The organism is Nostoc sp. XA010 (assembly GCF_020829625.1).
Lineage (GTDB): Bacteria > Cyanobacteriota > Cyanobacteriia > Cyanobacteriales > Nostocaceae > Nostoc.
Genome location: NZ_JAIVFX010000020.1, coordinates 21,666 through 41,010, shown reverse-complemented (window position 1 = coordinate 41,010; position 19,345 = coordinate 21,666). Strand labels below are relative to the sequence as shown.

The following is a 19,345-nucleotide window of genomic DNA, read 5'->3' as shown; positions in this document are numbered from 1 at the left end:
GTGAGCAGTGAGGAGTTAAGAATCAGGAATTAGGAACAATTAATTTAAAACTCATAACTCCTAACTCCTAACTCCTAACTCTCTTTCCCCACTCCCTACTTTCTAAGAATGTAACTTCACTTGTTCTGCTGATTTCTTTTCACTTTTGGAGTTCCAATTGCGACGCGCAGCTTCGACAAATTGACTGACGCGAATTGGGTCAATTGGTTGCTCTATACGTCCGTGGCGTTTTAGGGAACTGGAAACTATGACACCATCTGCTGCCTGCATCAAGGTATCAATATTTTCCCAATTCGCTCCACTACCGATGAAAACTGGCGTGCCAGCTGCTGCACCACAAGCTAGTTCCAAATCTTCTAAGTTAGGTGGGCTACCAGTAGCCCAACCAGATAAAATTACTCCGTCAGCTAAACCCCTTTCAATGGTGTCTTTCACGGCGACTGTGAGATTTGGAGAACTCAAAGGACGGGCGTGTTTCACCAAGACATCGGCCAGGATTTTAACATCACAGCCTAACTCCCGTCGATAGCGGAGTAGTTGATGGGCTTCTCCCTCAATTAATCCTTGATCGGTTGCCATCACTCCTGTGAGAACGTTGACGCGGATGAATTGCGCCTGTACACAGCTCGCGATCGCCATTGCACTTTTAGCGTCGTTTCGCAGAACATTTAAGCCTACAGGCAAAGTCACCAAATTTTGTATCCGTTGCACCACAATGGTCATGGCACTCACAACCACCGGATCAACCTGGTTTTTGGTAAACGGGGCGTCGAAAAAATTCTCCACAATCAGCCCGTTAACCCCTCCACTTGCCAGGGCAGCAGCTTCTTGTTCGGCACGGTCAATCACCGCTTTTAGGCTACCTCCCCAACGAGGTGAGGTTGGCAGTGGTAGCAGGTGTACCACGCCAATAATCGGTGAGCGAGTTTTAAATAATTGATATAAGTCCACGTCTTTAATCCGCCTCGCGGAGTCCAGAGTCTAGAATTTTTTGACTATTGACTGTATGACCCTTGACTCTTGAGTTTTCATTAACTAGTCAAATGTGTTTTATGATAGTCGGTTTATTGCCTCCTTCCTAAGATGGAAATTGGCCTCCAACCTCCCATAAGATATGTTAAGATAAAACTTGGCTACAAGAGGAGTTTGCCACTCACTAGACGCAAGGCAGCTTTCCGTGGTTTAGGCGTCTTGTCCTCGCCCAGTCGTAGGACTTGCCAATCGCCAGGCTAGCATTACTGCTTTATAAGCGTAGTCGCTTTCGTCGATTTTCCGGAGGGTAGCGACTTCTCACAACAAGCCCTTTGGGCGGCTTCCCGATGGGTAGATTAACAACGCACACGCTATGGTAATGTAAAATACCAATAGGCGAATTGTTAAAAAAGATTACAAGTGTCAAATGTACCCAAAGACACTTCAATTTACCCTGGGGAACAGATTGATAGGAATATCATAACATGACCTCTATTTTTATTTATTAATAGGGTTATGACACGAACAGTTATTGACAGTGGATATTTGCCACTGCGCTGTTTTCACGAGGATGCTGATAGCAAAAAAGCTTAACTTTGCGCCAGAATGTTTGATTACAGGAAGAAAAAAAATGAAGATTTTTTCAAAATATGGGTGACAAGCCAACAATTGCTATTTCTCACCTGGGCTGCGAGAAAAACCGAATTGATACAGAACACATGCTGGGAATGCTCGTAGAAGCAGGCTACGGTGTAGATACAAATGAAGAGTTAGCCGATTACGTTATTGTTAATACTTGTAGTTTTATTGAAGCAGCCCGGCAAGAATCTGTCAGAACTTTGGTGGAACTGGCAGAGGCAAACAAAAAAATCGTAATCACTGGCTGTATGGCGCAACATTTCCAAGAACAACTTTTGGAAGAGTTGCCGGAAGCAGTAGCGGTGGTTGGTACAGGTGATTATCACAAAATTGTAAATGTAATTGAGCGTGTAGAACAAGGCGAACGGGTTAAACAGGTTAGTATCGAACCGACCTACATCGCCGACGAAACTACACCGCGCTATCGCACTACAACCGAGGGCGTAGCTTATCTACGGATTGCGGAAGGATGTGATTATCGTTGTGCATTTTGTATCATTCCTCATCTTCGAGGGAACCAGCGATCGCGTACTATTGAATCTATAGTCGCCGAAGCCGAGCAGTTAGTTAGTCAAGGGGTAAAGGAAATTATTTTAATTTCCCAAATCACCACTAATTACGGTCTAGATATTTACGGTAAGCCAAAATTAGCCGAATTACTTCGCGCTTTGGGGAAAGTAGATATACCGTGGATTAGAATGCACTACGCTTATCCCACGGGACTGACCCCAGATGTGATAGCGGCGATCCAAGAAACACCCAACGTCTTGCCTTATCTGGATTTGCCCTTGCAACATTCTCATCCAGATATTCTCCGCGCCATGAACCGTCCTTGGCAAGGACAGGTAAATGATGGGATTATAGATCGCATCAAAACGGCGCTACCAACAGCCGTACTGCGGACAACATTTATTGTTGGTTTCCCAGGAGAAACAGGCGAGCATTTTGAGCATCTACTAGAGTTCGTTGAGCGGCATGAATTCGATCATGTTGGTGTCTTCACCTTTTCCTCTGAGGAAGGAACCCCCGCTTACAAGTTGCCAAATCAGTTGGCTCAAGAAGTGATGGATGATCGCCGATACCAACTGATGGAACTCCAGCAACCGATTTCTCAAAAGAAAAATCAACAGGAAGTAGGCAAAATCGTCGATGTCCTGATTGAGCAAGAAAATCCTGAAAGTGGTGAATTAATCGGTCGTTCAGGTAGATTTTCCCCAGAGGTTGATGGTCTGGTGTATGTCAAAGGCCAGGCAAAGTTAGGAACCATCGTGCCAATAGCGATTCACCACGCTGATACATACGACCTCTATGGTCAAGTAGTCAATAACTAAATTGTCGTTTGTCGTTTGTTAAATAACCCTTACGGGTTCGCCCTTCTCCTGAGATCGATGCTGCACTAACGGCAGTTGCTCATAGGGGTTGCCCCTAAGACTTTGCTGGCTCACCAGTAGCCAATTAATAATGACTAATGACTAATAACTAATGACTAATGACTAATCCAAAATCCTTACATAAAATTTAGGACGAATTAATGACTCTTTCATTTCAAGAATTAGGCATTTCCCAAGAACGTGTCGAACAACTAGAAAAAATCGGTTTTACCGAACCAACTAACATTCAAGTGCAAGCAATTCCCCAATTGCTGGACGGTCGTGATGTGGTAGGTCAATCTCAAACTGGAACAGGCAAAACGGCAGCATTTTCACTGCCAATTTTAGAACGGCTGGATATTAATCAAAGAGCCGTGCAAGCCATAGTTTTAACACCAACTCGTGAATTAGCAATGCAAGTTCACGATGCGATCGCGCAATTCATCGGTGATGAAGGATTGCGGGTGTTAGCAATCTATGGTGGTCAATCAATTGACCGCCAAATGTTACAACTAAGACGTGGTGTTCACATGGTTGTGGGCACTCCAGGACGGGTAATAGATTTGCTCGATCGCGGCTGTTTAAAGCTTGATCAAGTGAAGTGGTTTGTGTTGGATGAAGCCGATGAAATGTTGAGCATGGGCTTTATCGACGATGTGATCAAAATCCTCTCGCAAGCGCCCGTAGATCGCCAAACAGCTTTATTCTCGGCAACAATGCCACCATCGATTCGGATGTTGGTGAACAAGTTCTTGCGATCGCCTGCAACTGTCACCGTTGAGCAACCAAAAGCTGCTCCCAACAAAATCAATCAAGTAGCTTACTTGATCCCCCGTCACTGGACAAAAGCTAAAGCTTTACAGCCAATTCTGGAAATGGAAGATCCAGAAACAGCCTTAATCTTTGTCCGCACCAGACGCACAGCCGCAGAACTCACCAGTCAGTTACAAGGGGCTGGTCACAGTGTTGATGAATACCACGGTGACTTGTCTCAACAAGCGCGGGAACGGCTATTAGTCAGATTCCGTAACCGTCAAGTCCGTTGGGTGGTAGCAACTGATATTGCAGCACGAGGCTTAGATGTCGATCAACTCTCCCACGTAATCAACTTCGACTTACCCGATAGCGTAGAAACTTACGTCCACCGCATTGGCCGTACTGGTCGTGCTGGTAAAGAAGGAACAGCAATTTCTTTAGTACAACCATTTGAGCGTCGCAAACAGCAAACATTTGAACGTCATAATCGCCAAAGTTGGCAATTGCTGACCATTCCTACACGCGCCCAGATTGAAGCGCGGCACATCCTGAAACTGCAAGAACAGGTGCGGGAAGCTTTGACAGGTGAGCGTTTAGCTTCATTCTTGCCAATTGTTAGCGAACTAATTGAAGAATACGATGCTCAAGCGATCGCCGCAGCTGCACTGCAAATCGCTTACGATCAAACTCGTCCCGCTTGGTTAAGTTCAGATGTGGAAATTCCCCAAGAGGAATCCTCTGCTCCCAAACCCAGACTCGGTAAGCGTCGTGAATCTTCCAGCGATCGCCCCCGTGCTGCGTGGAAATCAGATAGCAGCAATGGTGAAGAAAGACATTCTTCTCCCAAGCCCAAACTACGGACAAGTGGACAGGATTCTTCTGCATCTCCTAGTAAAAAAATAGGTTCACCTACAGCTAGAGAATCAGCTTCTTAGTCAACAGTTAGAAGTTAATCGATTTTGGATTTTAGATTTTTTCTGGAATCCAAAATCCAAGTTGTGCTTCCAGCGCACCAAAGGTGCGACCCAAATCTAAAATTGGCAGAGTTGAGAGTTAGGAGTCAAAATTTTGACTTTGGCTCTTGACTTTTTGGCTTTTTGGGTAAATTTTTCTACCCGTTTGTAGGAAGATAAATTAAAGATGCATTCTTAAGTGGTCTTATGTTCACTATTCCAGATTTAGAGCAACTACAAGCAGAGCATCCAGAATGGCAGATGGAGCTAGTAGACGGAAATATACTTCTTATGGGGCCATCAGATTATGAATCAGAGGAAATAGGTATAGAGTTTGCGCGACAATTAGCTAATTGGGTACGTCCACAGAGGCTAGGACGGGTAACTGGTTCTAGCGCGGGTTTTATTTTGCCTACATTAAACACTGAAAATGGGAAAGAAGCTGATAACGAAAAACGAAATCTCCGCGCTCCAGATGTATCTTTCGTTCGTGCTGATAGACTGAAAACAAGCAAGCGCGACTTTGTGGAACTGGTTCCTGACTTGATGGTAGAGATAAAATCTAAGTCAGATCGCATCAAACCACTGCTAGAAAAAATTCAGTTATTCCTACAACTCGGATGTACAGTTGGTATCCTGATTGATCCTGACAAATTGACGCTCACAGTTTATCGGCTCAACCAAGAACCAATAGTTTTGCAGGATAACAAGAAACTGACACTACCAGACTTATTACCAGGTTGGGAGCTAGTAGTGTCAGAAATTTGGCCTCCTGTGTTTGAGTAGTTCAGAAATACTACAGCCAAGGACGACTAACTAGTTCTAACTCTCCAATTTCATCGTCGCTCAATTTCCAGCCCAAAGCACCAGCATTCTGCCGTACCTGTTCGGCTGTCTTCACCCCAGCAATGGGAATAACATTACCCTGAGCAATTAACCAGTTGAGAGCAACTTGGGCAGGAGTGCGATCGTATTTTTCACCGAACTTGCGTAGCAAAGATATAACTGGGGCAATTTTTTGCAAACCTTCTTTGTTAAATCGCGGATCTACTTTCCTGGCACCAGTGGGGGTTTCAGTACTATCAATACTGTACTTGCCTGTAAGTAATCCCTGTGCTAGAGGACTATAAGCTAAAATAGTCACACCCAAGTCACGGGCAGTTGCGATAATACCTTTGCTTTCAACTTGACGAGTCAGCAAAGAATAGCGGACTTGGTTCACAGCCAAAGGCACTCCCCGGGCCGCTAATATTTGATGGGCGTCCCGCATTTGCTCTGCTGAGTAATTACTCACACCGACTGTAGCAATTCTGCCCCGCTTCACTTCATCTGCTAGGGCATTCATCAAAGTTTCTTGACTTAACAAGAAGGCAAAAGGCCAATGCACTTGGTAAAGGGCGATTCGGTCAAGTTGTAGGCGTTTGAGACTTTCTGTTAAAGCATCAGAGATGGATTGGGCTGTAAATCGCCACGGTACAGGGCCAAATTTTGTGGCTATTTGCACAGGTTGTTGTGTTTGTTGGAGAAACTGCCCCAAAAATTTCTCGCTTTTTCCCATTCCATAGATTTCGGCAGTATCAAAGAAGGTAACACCAGCCTCTAAGGCTGCTGTAAAGGCTTCTTGTAACTGTTCTGGGCCGTAGGCACTACCATAATTCCAAAATAGTTTATCACCCCAAGCCCAAGTGCCTATGCACAAGGGTGTAACAGATGGGCCATTTTGCCCCAATGTGATAGTTTCCACGGTTGCAAAATTTAATTTATTTACATTTCTTTACCTTTATAGTGTATCGTTACAGCTAAGGTTGGGTGTGGGGAAGTTGATATAGTATTCTCAGAGTGCGATCGCCACCATTTAGCCGCAATTCTTGTTGTGCGTAGGCGTAGCCCGTCGTAGACATCGCAGCTTGCATAAAGATTTACAAATTACACCTGACAATATATCTATTTTCAGAATTAAGGGAGGCTAATAACCTCCCTTTTATAATGGTTGAGTGTATTTACTTATATTTAAGAATTAGATGATTTATCTTGCTTGGCTTTTTTGATTAATTCCATGTAGACATTAATCTCACTAATTTCTACATCATGCTCAACTCTGGTTACTTTCCATTTCTCCTTTTTTAGGTAAACTTCTTCTCCTACTCTGGGAATAAATTGGAGATCGTAGAACTTCTTTAGAAAATCTTTTTGATTTTCTTCCCATAATATTACTTTGGCTGGTTCTTTACTCATTGCTTATACCTTTTTGATTACTAGATGAAGCTAAGTAGTCTGATGACATACATACGGCAAGTTTATCTTACTAATTCAATGGAATAGCGTAGTTAAAACCACATTTTCATATTAAGTGCGATGCCTGTGGCCGGCAAAGCCATCGCAACTTCCACTTTTCCTTCAGTGATTTTGAGCGGGTAGGGTTTATCTTTATTTAAAGAGAGAGAGATTAAATCCTGTAAACTATACGAAAAGTAGCTATGGCAAGCGGTGAAGTATTTGATACCAACAAAAAATCCCTATCTGTGTCAAGGGTAAACCTGCTAACCATGTTCCGCCTGGGTTTATTTCAGATGGGGTTGAGCATGATGTCCATTTTGACTCTGGGCGTACTCAACAGAGTCATGATTCAAGAAATAGCAATTCCGGCGACGCTGGTTTCAGTAGTTCTAGCACTGCCTTTATTTGTTGCTCCTTCCCGTGTCTGGTTCGGACAGATTTCCGATGCCAAACCGTTATGGGGATACCACCGCACAGCTTATGTTTGGGTGGGCGCGGCAATATTTGCGATCGCAGCATTTTTAGCTGTACAAGTAATGTGGCAGATGAATGTTGCTGGAAATAGTACGGGTACTTGGGTATGGACAACTCAAACAATTGGCTGGACAGCACTTCTGTCTATTGTTTTCGCTGTATATGGTCTAGGAATTTGCGCTAGCGGTACTGCTTTTGCTGCTTTGTTGGTGGATATATCTGAAGAAGATAACCGTTCTAAAGTAGTCGGTGTGGTTTGGTCGATGCTGATGGTGGGGATTATTGTTGGGGCGATTATTAGTAGCATATTACTACAGCCATTAACACTAGGCGTTTCCATAGAAAGCTTGCAGCCAGCAATCAATAGGTTGTTTACTATTGTCCCAGCAATTGTATTTGGTTTAGCGATCGCAGCCACATTCGGCGTAGAAAAAAAGTACTCTCAATACTTAACCCGTTCCACACTGGTGAACCGGGAAGACAGTATTACTCTAGGCAATGCTTGGAAAATATTGACAGCTAGCCCACAAACAGGTATATTTTTCACCTTTTTACTTGTGATGACTATCAGTTTGTTTATGCAAGACCCAATTTTGGAACCTTATGCGGGTCAAGTGTTTAAAATGCCCCTAGCGGAAAGTACCAAATTAAATATTTTTTATGGAACGGGTTTACTGATTGCCTACGGGGTTACGGGCTTTTATATTGTCCCGCGTTTGGGTAAGCGCAGAACCGCACGTCTAGGCTGTATGTTGGTAGCATTCTGTGCAATATTGCTGGGTATATCAGGATTCACAGCTAATGCCGCAGTTCTCAAACTAGGTTTGTTCTTTTTCGGTTTAGCCGCAGGTTTCTTAACTACAGCAGCAATTAGCTTAATGTTGGATCTCACCGCAGCAGAAGCCGCAGGTACGTTTATTGGGGCATGGGGATTAGCACAGTCCCTTTCTAGAGGTGTGGCAGTAGTCATCGGAGGTACAGTTTTAGATGTTGGGCGCAAGTTTTTACCAAGCCTAGAGTTAGCTTATGGACTGGTATTCGTTCTAGAAGCCGTAGGAATGGTGCTATCAATTTGGTTTCTGAATCGGGTAAACATCGCAGAATTTCAAACAAGTACCAAGCAAGCGATCGCTTCGGTTTTGGAAAGCGATTTAGACTAAACTGTATAGGGCATGGGGCATGGGACAAACGACAAATGACCAATGACCAATGACAAATGACTAATAACTAATGAATGATTTTTGGACAACAATTCTAGATTTTGCCCAAACTACCACTACCAGGGTGGGAAAACAGCTAATGCAAGATTTTGGGAAAGTACAGGCTTCTCAAAAAGCTGATGGAAGTTTGGTGACGCAAGCAGATAAATGGGCAGATCAGGAAATTCGGGATGCGATCGTTTCTAATTTCTCTGGTTACGGCATTTTGACCGAAGAGAGCGATCAGTCATTTCCTGGTACTGAATGGTGCTGGGTAATTGATCCTCTGGACGGCACAACCAACTTCACACGCGGTATTCCTCTCTGGACAATATCTCTGGGTTTACTGTATCGAGGCACACCAATCTTTGGGTATATTTACGCCCCAACTTTGAATCAAGCTTTTCATGGTTTCTGGGCAGGTTCATCTGGTTTAGCAACACCAACAGGAGCATTTCTCAACAACCACCCCATCCACACTAGTATAGATAGTCCCAGCAACAATCACTTTTTTAACCTCTGTTCTCGCAGCACCGCAGCTATCAAAAACGGCTTTCCCTGCAAAATTCGCATGTTGGGTGTGGCTAGCTATAATTTTTTGACGGTTGCCACTGGGGCTACTCTCGGTGGTATTGAGGCGACACCAAAAGTCTGGGACTTAGCGGGGGCTTGGGTAATTGTCCAAGCTGCTGGTGGGGTCTGGTCATCGCTTAGATCAGAACCGTTTCCTTTGTCACCGGGGGAAGATTATAGCGATCGCTCTTTTCCCACCCTTGTAGTTAGTCGCCCCGAATTAATTCCGGTATTTCAACCTTTTATCGAAAGCGTAAAAATTTAATATAATAATTTCTTGTGTATCTAAACACACTAATTTTCTTAACCAGCCTAGTGAGCGGCGACATAGGTGAAATTAAAGTAAACAAAGTCTTTAGTCAGAAAGAAAAATAAAGCTGGTAATAATCCTGGTTTTAGTGAAATAAGAGTATAGCAACTAATTTAAGTACAGTCGTGGTTTCCATCACGCTACTTAATTTTAGTATGAATAATTTTATGTTATCTAATCTAGATTTAATTCGAGAGTTTGTGCAAAACTCTATTCATAAAAAAGAAGTTTTGTTGTCAAATCCTGCTTTAACAGCGCAAACAGTTTATAACACAAACCAACTGATAGCAAAAGCTGAAGGTGTAATTGCCACCGTCCAGCTATCTAAGACACTATCTGAATTCTCGATTTCTCCAAAATCATCCCAGTGGGAATTGATAAATCAGGCATTAGCAGAATCTAGTTATCTCCTCAAAGGAGAAGTGGATAGTCGAGGTTTCTATCAGTATCAATACTGCGAACTTCCCAAAGGATATGAGATGCACTGTACTAAATCTGTGCTTCTATGGCGAGCTTGGTGGAAATATCGCAAGTATACTTCAACACTAGGGATTCCGTTGGAACTTCTGGTTAGAAAACGAGATTCATGGTATCCAATTAGAGATTTAATTATTAGCGACGGACTTCTTTATATCAAAACTTTAGGAAGTGAGATAGCACTTGACTCAGAGGATCTGGTTACTTGGTTAAGCAAAGTTGACGGCTGAAAGTGAGTAATGGTTCAAAAATGCTGAGATTTTTTCTAGACTTTGAGACTATCGCTGTAACTGGGTTTTAATAAACTGTTTCATCTTCGATACGCCATGCTGGATCAACAATACAAATAAATACCAGAGGTTCCATGCCAGAGTTAGAAATAAATTGCCGCGCATTAGGGGGAATATACACAGCATCTCCCGGTTGAACTATCTGGGTTTCATTATAAATGTGCATTTCTCCCGTGCCACTGAGAATATAATAGACTTCTGAGGTAGAGAGCGAGTGCGGTTGAGAGGTTTTTCCTACTGGTAGTGTTGCATGAGCCAAACTATAGCGCAATGCTAGAGATTGCTTATCTGGATGTAGCAGTTCTCGCAGAATGGTGTTATCTCCTGCGATAAATTCTCCACAGTCTTGAAGTTTTTGAACTAGCATCAATCAATTTTTGATTTGAGGGTTTGAATTAGTAAAGGGTCAAGGGTTAAGGGTGATTAATTATTCTCCCCCTGCTCCCTCATCTTCCTTTGCTTAGTAGAAATAAGGATTTGTCTTCGGTTGATAGTCCAAACAATGGATTGCTTCTTCTGTATTGGCAATAGATGGGCGTACAGTACATTTAAGACGGTAATTGTCGGTAAAAAATTGGCAACCACTACAAGGAATTTGATGCATTTGCTTGGCTGTAGTTAGACTATCTCGCACCGCCGTCCAGAGACTCAAAACAGCCAGAATAGTTACAGTCCAAGCAACGACAAAGCAAATGGGGGCTAAAAAAGGTTGAATCCCATGAATGAGGAAAGATATCAGTTCCAACACAGCATTTCTTGATAAAAATTAGGAGCTAGAAGTATATTAACTCCTAACTCCTACTTCCTAACTTCCTACTATGGAAGTATCATTTAAATGCCAGCATGACCCAGCGCTAAACCAGTGACGAGCATTCCTAGAACAAGGAATGGTTGGGCGCTGGCTTGGTATTTAACATCATTCTTCACGGGGTCACGCAGGAAATACATATCCTGTAATGTGATTTGCGGAATGATTAAGAGTATTAGTATTGTTGCATACAAATTCTCATGGATGCTGACGAGATAAGCTGCGATCAATCCTTGAAATACATCAATAGTTACTACACAAATCCATGCCGCAGTAGTGATGCCAAACATTACGGGTAGTGACTGTAATCCTAGCTGGCGATCGCCTTCTACACTCTTAAAATCATTGACAATGGCAATACCCAATCCAGCCAAGCTGTAGAACATTGTCAAAATTACGATTGTGGAATTGAGATCGCCAAACAAAGCGTGTCCTGTAGACCAAGGTAGGGTGATATAGCTTGCACCCAAGGCGTAGCTACCTAGCCAACCGTTTTGCTTGAGTTTCAGAGGAGGTGCAGAATAAATGTAGGCAATGAAAGAACCGATGATCGCGATCGCTGTAATTGTCGGGAATTCATGACCAGACCACACATCCAGCGCAAATGCCAAAGCAATACCAGCAATTAGTAATACCCAAATTTGAATAATTACCTGGGGTAGGGGAATTGCCCCAGAGGGAATTGGGCGATAGGGTTCATTGATGGCATCGATTTCGCGATCGTAGTAATCATTGAGGATTTGAGTGTAACCTGTCATCAATGGCCCAGCCAGTAACATACAGGTTGCTACCTTCAACACATTTTCCAGTGTCCAAGTATAGTTACCAGAAGAAGCCGCACCACAGACTACGCCCCAAATTAGGGGAATCCAGGTAATCGGCTTCATTAGCTGTAAACGAATTTTCCAAATTGAAGTTTCCCCGGAGGCAGCACCTTTCATCCCTAGCAGTTGCCTAGTTTTCGCACTGCGCTCGGCAGATGCAATCGCTTTTTCGCTGGGATTATTTGCCACTGAGTCTAGTGCCTCAGCTGGGTTAGGGTCTGGGGTAATGGGAGTTGATTCTGACATAAAGCGTATTTTTTTAGAGTGAGGAGTTAGGAGTTAAAAGTTATGAATTATTGTTTTATTCCTAACTCTTCACTCCTAACTCCTAACTAAATTAAAACGAAATTATCAAATAATTATTCTGAAACTTTGCTCCAGCAACGGGTCTGCCACTGAGAGCCGGAGGTAAGGGAATATTTCGTCGCTGATCTCCTGCTTCTACCGTGACTTCTGGGCCATATTGGGTGAGTTTGACTTGCTTTTTGTCAAAACTTGGCAAAAATAAGCGTACTTGACGATTGTGGATATCTATTTCAATTGGTTTGGGAGCCTGTAGAGCTTGTGCTTCAAAGTTGGGTAATGCGTCTATTAGTGGTTGCCAGTCACCTGTTGACGAGTCGGGAACAACGCTCACAGGTAGGGGGATAAATTCCTGCGACAGGTTGGCATTTGCCTCAGTAGACACAAGTAGAACACCGCCTACAGTTAAACCGATTTGTTGAGCACTACCCCACAAATAACGAGCATTTGCTACCTCAATGGGATCTCCTGTGGTAACTAAGAAAGCAGCAAGACGCTTGGGATCAGCAAGAGCGGCTCTCCCCTTTTCTAAGAAATTATTGACTTGGTTAGTCGGACCTGCAAAGTTATCTGCTGTCCAGTTGACATTGAAAAAGCTGCTAATCAACGGTTGAATCAAGGGCGATTCAGTAATCGTCTTCCCCAAATCGGAGTTGACAAATAATTGCCGAAATCGCCGGATATACCAACTGATAGATTCTGGCAAACCCAACATCCGCAACGTTAAAGAGTCACCCGTGCCATCGTAAACGATCGCATCATATTTGCCACTAGCATCATATTCGCGGATAGCATTCAGGGCGAGGGCGTTGTCCATCCCCGGCAATACTACCAGTTCTTGACCAAAAACGTCTTTGAATATGGGCGTGCGGAGATATTGCGCCTCAAGTTTCTTCACTTCGTCCCAGTTGCGTTCTAGTAGTACAGATGCTTGAAACTGGACTACTTGCAAATTGGGAGCGATTTCCTGGGGATCGGCAGCAATGGGAGTACCCAGCAAAATTGATAATGTTGGTTCTGCTTGTCCTGCTAGAAGTACGCGCTTGCCTTGACTTGCCAATAATTTGGCGGCGGCGATCGCAATTTTGGTACGAGCGGTGCCGCCTTTGCCCAAAAATGTCAATATTAGAGCCATTACTTGATTCCTATTTTCACCGCCGGTCTTTTCAACTCCAACTTAGCACTCAACAAAGAATCTCAGCCTGTGCTTTAAACTTCACATGCCAAGAAAAACCCGCTTCTGAGTTCTTTACAACTACACAGGTTTAATTTCATCTTCAAAAAACCAAGTAGAAGAATTGTCGTCAAACAGCACCACTACACCAATTCCAGCACCATCGGTCACTTTGTAGCCTTGGATGATACCCACTTGCCCTAGTTTTTTGACAACAGGGGCAGAAACGCGATCGCGCAAGCGAAAGACTTTAACCTTTTGTCCGATTTCCATGCCTGATTACAATTCAAATAAACCAAGTCTCAGTGTAGCGGAATCCGTGACTCAGCTCTCACAAATTCAGCAAAGAAGGGGAGATAAGGGAGAATAACGACTTAACAGCTTAAAATTAAATCAACAACCAAACAGGCTATTGCGGCGTAACGGGTAGCTGTTGAGGCACAGCAACAGGCATCAGAAGCGCAATTGCTGTTGGAACAATAATAGCTGCTTTTGCAAGCAACGGTTGGCGGAACATTTGCCATTGTTAGGAGTTAACCCAGATAGCTTTAGTTAAGCAACAAAGGTAGTAGTCATGTATCAAACAGATCCACCCCGTCCGCCACAAGAAACCATGCCTACGATGTATGATTTACCCAGTGAATTAGTAGGGGAATCAGGTTTGCCAGATGAATTTCACCGTATTCAAGCGGATTTGCTCAGTGAGACTTGTCAGCCTCTAACTTATCCATCTGAGGAAATTTTACTTGCTAGCGATTTGAATCTTTACTACGACCCCCGCCATACTCTGTGGTACAAGCGTCCTGATTGGTACATGGTTTTAGGACTACCTAGTGCTAGCCAACAGCAAGACCTACGCTTAAGTTACGTCATTTGGCAAGAGGGAGTTGTTCCATTTTTAATAGTTGAATTACTTTCACCAGGTACAGAACAAGAAGACTTAGGAAAAACACTGCGAGAGGTCAACCGACCCCCAACAAAATGGGAAGTATATGAACGCATTTTGCGGGTTCCCTACTATGTTGCCTACGATCGCTATGAAAATCGTTTGCGTGCCTTTCAACTCATAGGCACTCGTTACGAGGCAATATCTTTACCAGAGAACCGCTTATGGCTAGAAGAGTTAGAACTAGGATTGGGTCTTTGGCAAGGTTCTTATCAGGAGACAGCAGGTTTGTGGTTGCGTTGGTATAATGCAGCAGGTTGGGTACCAACGCGAGGAGAAAAAGCTGAACAAGAACGTCAACGGGCTGAACAAGAGCGCCAACGGGCTGAACAAGAACGTCAACGGGCTGAACAAGAATATCAACGGGCTGAACAAGAATATCAACGAGCAGAGCGATTGGCAGAGTATTTGCGATCACAAGGAATTGACCCAGATAGTTTAAGTTAAGCCAAAACTCGCATCTTTAACAAAGAAAGCAGCGTTGCGACAGAATTTAGATTTGTAGTAAAAATATACTTAGTAATAGCAGATTCATTGTATAATCGCCAAGACAATTTAGGTACTATTTTCTGGTAATGATTATTCTTCAAAGAACACAAAAGTACTTTCATAGCTACAAAGCTTTATAGAGAAAAATTTGGTGTTTAAGTATTGAGCGAGGAAGCAGTAATTGTTACAAACAATGCGAGTATTTGCACGTAAAGCAGGGAGTCTAAGGCGCAGACTGCCGATAAATGAACGGTTTTGGGCAAAGTTTGACTTGCTGAGAACTTTGGTACGTCGGGATTTAGAGGCGCGCTATAAAGGTTCTGTTTTAGGCAATTTGTGGCCTTTGCTAAATCAGCTATCACAATTACTGATTTACACTTATGTGTTTTCGGTTGTGTTGAAGGTGAAGTTGAGCATCAAAACCTTACCAGAAAATAACTTCACCTTTGGTTTGTGGCTATTTGCGGGATTATTACCTTGGATTGCTTTTAGTGGTGGTTTGAGTCAGGCTGCTAGTTCTGTAATTGGACAGCCAAATTTAGTCAAAAAAGTGGTGTTTCCTTTAGGATTGTTACCACTAGTGCCAATTTTATCAACTTTTATCGAGAGTTCCTTTGGTTTAATAGTATTGATTTTTTTTGTGGCGATCAGTTCTCATACTCTACACACTACCTTGGCATTATTGCCGTTGGTGTGGATACCGCAATTATTGATGACAGCCGGATTAGGTTATTTAACGGCTGGTGTGACAGTATTTTTGCGAGATATACCTCAGACATTGACAGTAATTTTGAATATTTGGATGTATTTGACACCAATTATTTATCCAGCCTCAGCTATTCCAGAGGAATGGCGGGGATGGGTATTTTGGTTAAATCCGATGACAGCGATCGCAGAAGTCTATCGTGACATAGTTTTAGTGGGAGAGGTAAAGCATTGGGGTGAGTTGGGAGTTGCTTCACTAATTGCGCTGGCAATGTTTTGCGGTGGATTATGGTGTTATCGACGCTTACGTCCGGCATTTGCAGATGTATTGTAACTTAATAGGAAAAGTTAAGCACGCGGCAAGTTGCAAGTTACTTTATTGGTTGTCAGGATTATCCTTGAATAACAAGAAAAATTTCCTACGTAAAATTATGTATTTTTTTAGTATAACTTGCTTGCTAGTTTTAATTAGTTGAGATTATACTGAGTAGCACGCAATGCCTGCTCCTGCTTTTGTCTTTGTAAATTTAAACCAACAGGAATGGGTGTAGTGCCAATTCATCTCTAACCCCCAAGAAATTTATGGCTGTTAACTTATTTGATGCCAGTTTCTACCGTATTGCTAACGCTGACTTAGCTAGAGCAGGTTTAACAGATGCACAGTTGGTTTCACACTTTCAAAACTTTGGTATAGATGAAGGACGGGCTTTTAGTGCTTTTGCCGATCTTAACTTCTATCGCTCCAGTAACAGCGATTTGGCTTCTTTTAACAACCGTCAAGCCTACGAGCATTTAGGAAAATTTGGTGTAGCAGAAGGACGCCAATTTTCTCAGTTTTTCGATGTCAATTTTTATTTAGATGTTAACCCCGATGTGAAGCAAGCCTTTGGCGGTAATCGGGAACGAGCTTATGAACATGCGCGAGGCTTAGGTGTCAATGAGGGACGTGAATTTTCACCATTTATTTATGACTTAAACGATTATTATTTACAGGTGAATCCCGATTTGAAACAAGCCTTTGGGGATAATCGCGCTAAAGCACTGGAGCATCTGGTAATTTCTGGTGTCAGAGAAGGACGCAGTTTTTCACCCTTTGTTGATATCAACTACTATTTGTCTAACAATAGCGATGTAAATCAAGCCTTTGGAGGCGATGGCTATCGTGCTTTTGGGCATTTACAAACCTTCGGACTGAATGAAGGACGTAGATTTACTCCGGCTTTTGATGTCAATTATTACCGCAATACTTATTCAGATTTAAGAAACGCAGGCTTGACAACTAATCGTCAATTGTTCCAGCACTGGGTGAATTATGGGGCGTTCAGTGATGAACGGTCTGGTACACCAGATCCGGGTAACTCATTAAATACTGCTCTTAACTTGGGGAATCAGGATGATAACGGTACTATTTTTAATGGATTTATAGGTGGTAGTGACACTATTGATTATTATTGTTTTACCCTAACTGATGTTCGCAGTATCAGTGCAGGAGTTGGTTTTTTAGATGCAGACTTAGACCTGTCGCTGCTTGATGCTAATGGTAATCCGCTCCTGACTTCTTCAAGTTTTAATAATACTGGTGATGGAGTTACTTACTATGCCTTAAATCCTGGTACATACTACATCCAAGTCTATCCAGGCGTGAATGACGCATCTTCTGATTACAATTTAGTAGTAGCTAGTAGTTCCATTCTAGACGCTAGTAATACCCTCAGTAGTGCTCTTCCTCTGGAGGGATTGAATGTACCCCAGTCATCCGGTGTTTTTCGAGATACTGTAGGCGGTAGTGATACAAATGACTACTATAAGTTTATTGTGGATGAGAATCTTTCGTTAAGTGCATCACTATCTCCATCGACGGCAGATGCAGATTTGTTTCTACTTAATTCCAATGGCAGTATTATCAGATCATCAATGCAAAGTGGCACTAACACAGATTCAATATCAAACCTTAGCTTAAATCCTGGTACTTACTATATCCGCATTCAGGGTTTTAGTAGTAACACTGTTTACACACTGAACGCAACTACTGCTTAACTACTTTCACCAAGGCTACTCTGGGTTGTGATGTATATAGTCAAAAGTAATTGCTGATTAAGGCGATCGCTTTTGACTTTTTAGCATTAATGCGATATTCAAGTAGCTAGCTTAGTAGCAAAAATTTCGGCAACTGACTGAATGTACTAAAAAAACAGACAACAGCCAACAGCATAGTTAGAGAAAACAATAGAGGTGTTCATATTTTAGTACCATACTGCTTGATACTTTAAGCTGGAAGTGGTACTTTTTGCTATGTCAATGTGATGCCATTGACTTTTGTCTAGTCAAAAATTCTGGCACAATGGCAGCTATCACTAGGACAAGTTTCCCTAAAGTAGTTTGGGTGTATTGAGGAGAAAGCGCAAAGACATGGGTGAAGAACTTGCAATTTCGTTGAAAAATGTTTCAAAGTGCTTTAAACGTTATGCTCGTCCTGTAGACAGACTAAAAGAAATTTTACTGCCGGGAAAAAGTTACGCTCAAGAGTTTTGGGCGCTGCGGGATGTCTCTTTCGATGTGAGTAAAGCCCAGACTATGGGCATTATCGGGCGCAACGGTGCGGGTAAGTCTACGCTTCTACAGATGATTTGTAGTACTTTAACGCCGACAAGTGGAGAAATACAAGTTAATGGAAGAGTTGCAGCACTGCTAGAGTTGGGTGCTGGCTTTAATCCAGAATTCACTGGGCGAGAAAATGTGTATATGAATGGTGCAATCATGGGCCTTTCTCGCCAGGATGTAGATGAGCGCTTTGAGAAGGTTGCAGCTTTTGCTGATATTGGAGACTTTATCGAACAGCCGGTTAAAAGCTATTCTAGTGGTATGTATGTACGACTGGCTTTTGCTTCAGCAATTCATGTCGATCCAGATATTCTAATTGTGGATGAGGCATTGTCTGTAGGAGATATGTTCTTTCAGGCAAAGTGCATGACGCGCATGAAGCAGATGATGGATACTGGCGTAACAGTGCTGTTTGTAAGCCATGATGTTGGCGCTGTTAAAAGTCTTTGTCGTCAAGCAATTTTATTGAGTCATGGAGAGCTAATAACTTATGGTTCAGCTAACCAAGTAGTAGAAAAGTATTTTTCTATGAAGGTTGAAAGTGAGCAAGTTATTCTTAAGCAAGATAAACTCAAGAATGATTTAATTGATTCAGAATTATTAGTTGAAAGTGATAAACATTCTTTTATTAATAACTTAGATTTTTTAAAAAGAGCAGCTTTTCAAAGAATACAAAATGGTAAAGCAAGTTTTATCAACGTGCAAATCATCAATGATGAAGGTGAAAAAATATCTAACCTTGATTATGGACAAAATTTAATTTTAAGAATGCATATTGAAATTTATGAAGATATTGAAGAGCTAGTATTTGGTTATCACATTAGAGATAAGAATGGTGCTGATATAGTGTATTCTGATAGTGAAATTGAAGATAAAACACTCAAGTCTGTTAAGCAAGGAGAAAGATATATTATTGATTGGAAGTTTAAAGCTACCTTGATACAAGGTATTTATAACGTTTCCTGTGTATTGTCAATTCCTATTCAATTTGAAATTGCTGTAGTAGATTTTTGCGATTTTGTGCCATTAGCTGTTCAGTTTAGTGTGGCACCAAGAAAAGACGCACGTCTATATGGAAGCGTTCATTTGGATAACTGCCTAGAAATATTGAAGTACTAAAACATGAGATAATATCAAATGCTGAAGTTATATATAATAGACAAAAAATTATATATTAAATTTATCTAAATCTGACTTATGTAATT

18 protein-coding genes are annotated in these 19,345 nt (G+C 42.3%); 10 read left to right on the top strand and 8 right to left on the bottom strand.

Going from position 1 to position 19,345, the window contains the following annotated elements; all coding sequences use genetic code 11:
* Positions 1-102: 102 nt before the first annotated feature.
* Positions 103-951 (bottom strand): photosystem I biogenesis protein BtpA, encoded by an 849-nt coding sequence (gene btpA / locus LC608_RS24330; protein ID WP_229556022.1) that lies wholly within the window; start codon positions 949-951, stop codon positions 103-105.
* A 671-nt stretch (positions 952-1,622) separates the two neighbouring features.
* Between btpA and rimO the strand changes: the two genes are divergently transcribed.
* From rimO to LC608_RS24315, 3 genes are all read left to right on the top strand, one after another.
* Entirely contained in the window at positions 1,623-2,942 is a 1,320-nt protein-coding gene (rimO, locus tag LC608_RS24325; RefSeq protein WP_229556021.1) for a 30S ribosomal protein S12 methylthiotransferase RimO, read from the top strand.
* Positions 2,943-3,142: 200 nt separating this feature from the next.
* Positions 3,143-4,672 (top strand): DEAD/DEAH box helicase, encoded by a 1,530-nt coding sequence (locus tag LC608_RS24320; RefSeq protein ID WP_229556020.1) that lies wholly within the window; start codon positions 3,143-3,145, stop codon positions 4,670-4,672.
* A gap of 225 nt (positions 4,673-4,897) precedes the next feature.
* Positions 4,898-5,476, top strand: a complete 579-nt coding sequence (locus LC608_RS24315; RefSeq protein WP_229556019.1) for a Uma2 family endonuclease — start codon at positions 4,898-4,900, stop codon at positions 5,474-5,476.
* 10 nt (positions 5,477-5,486) lie between these two features.
* On the opposite strand, the gene LC608_RS24310 is transcribed toward LC608_RS24315, so the two are convergent.
* Both LC608_RS24310 and LC608_RS24305 read right to left on the bottom strand, forming a co-directional pair.
* Positions 5,487-6,434: an aldo/keto reductase gene (locus LC608_RS24310; protein WP_229556018.1), complete on the bottom strand. Its 948-nt coding sequence runs from the start codon at positions 6,432-6,434 to the stop codon at positions 5,487-5,489.
* A gap of 266 nt (positions 6,435-6,700) precedes the next feature.
* Entirely contained in the window at positions 6,701-6,925 is a 225-nt protein-coding gene (locus tag LC608_RS24305) for a hypothetical protein (RefSeq protein ID WP_229556017.1), read from the bottom strand.
* Positions 6,926-7,167: 242 nt separating this feature from the next.
* On the opposite strand from LC608_RS24305, the gene LC608_RS24300 reads away from it, so the two are divergent.
* From LC608_RS24300 to LC608_RS24290, 3 genes are all read left to right on the top strand, one after another.
* Positions 7,168-8,601, top strand: a complete 1,434-nt coding sequence (locus LC608_RS24300) for a BCD family MFS transporter (protein ID WP_229556016.1) — start codon at positions 7,168-7,170, stop codon at positions 8,599-8,601.
* 70 nt (positions 8,602-8,671) lie between these two features.
* Positions 8,672-9,478, top strand: a complete 807-nt coding sequence (locus tag LC608_RS24295) for an inositol monophosphatase family protein (protein ID WP_229556015.1) — start codon at positions 8,672-8,674, stop codon at positions 9,476-9,478.
* A gap of 212 nt (positions 9,479-9,690) precedes the next feature.
* On the top strand, positions 9,691-10,230 hold the full coding sequence (locus LC608_RS24290; RefSeq protein ID WP_229556014.1) for a hypothetical protein: 540 nt from the start codon (positions 9,691-9,693) through the stop codon (positions 10,228-10,230).
* A gap of 67 nt (positions 10,231-10,297) precedes the next feature.
* On the opposite strand, the gene LC608_RS24285 is transcribed toward LC608_RS24290, so the two are convergent.
* The 5 genes from LC608_RS24285 to LC608_RS24265 form a co-directional block, all read right to left on the bottom strand.
* Positions 10,298-10,657, bottom strand: a complete 360-nt coding sequence (locus tag LC608_RS24285; RefSeq protein ID WP_229556013.1) for a cupin domain-containing protein — start codon at positions 10,655-10,657, stop codon at positions 10,298-10,300.
* Between the two features lie 93 nt (positions 10,658-10,750).
* Complete coding sequence (locus LC608_RS24280) at positions 10,751-11,038, bottom strand: hypothetical protein (protein WP_229556012.1); 288 nt, start codon at positions 11,036-11,038, stop codon at positions 10,751-10,753.
* Positions 11,039-11,121: 83 nt separating this feature from the next.
* Complete coding sequence (gene chlG, locus LC608_RS24275; RefSeq protein WP_229556011.1) at positions 11,122-12,168, bottom strand: chlorophyll synthase ChlG; 1,047 nt, start codon at positions 12,166-12,168, stop codon at positions 11,122-11,124.
* A gap of 91 nt (positions 12,169-12,259) precedes the next feature.
* Positions 12,260-13,360: an ArsA family ATPase gene (locus LC608_RS24270; protein WP_229556010.1), complete on the bottom strand. Its 1,101-nt coding sequence runs from the start codon at positions 13,358-13,360 to the stop codon at positions 12,260-12,262.
* A gap of 120 nt (positions 13,361-13,480) precedes the next feature.
* A complete protein-coding gene (locus LC608_RS24265; protein WP_229556009.1) occupies positions 13,481-13,672 on the bottom strand; it encodes a DUF2862 domain-containing protein in 192 nt (63 codons plus the stop codon).
* 301 nt (positions 13,673-13,973) lie between these two features.
* On the opposite strand from LC608_RS24265, the gene LC608_RS24260 reads away from it, so the two are divergent.
* From LC608_RS24260 to LC608_RS24245, 4 genes are all read left to right on the top strand, one after another.
* Positions 13,974-14,792: a Uma2 family endonuclease gene (locus tag LC608_RS24260; RefSeq protein WP_229556008.1), complete on the top strand. Its 819-nt coding sequence runs from the start codon at positions 13,974-13,976 to the stop codon at positions 14,790-14,792.
* Between the two features lie 235 nt (positions 14,793-15,027).
* A complete protein-coding gene (locus LC608_RS24255; protein ID WP_229556072.1) occupies positions 15,028-15,873 on the top strand; it encodes an ABC transporter permease in 846 nt (281 codons plus the stop codon).
* A 248-nt stretch (positions 15,874-16,121) separates the two neighbouring features.
* Positions 16,122-17,576: a pre-peptidase C-terminal domain-containing protein gene (locus LC608_RS24250; RefSeq protein WP_229556007.1), complete on the top strand. Its 1,455-nt coding sequence runs from the start codon at positions 16,122-16,124 to the stop codon at positions 17,574-17,576.
* A 372-nt stretch (positions 17,577-17,948) separates the two neighbouring features.
* A complete protein-coding gene (locus tag LC608_RS24245; RefSeq protein ID WP_229556006.1) occupies positions 17,949-19,259 on the top strand; it encodes an ABC transporter ATP-binding protein in 1,311 nt (436 codons plus the stop codon).
* Positions 19,260-19,345: the final 86 nt, after the last annotated feature.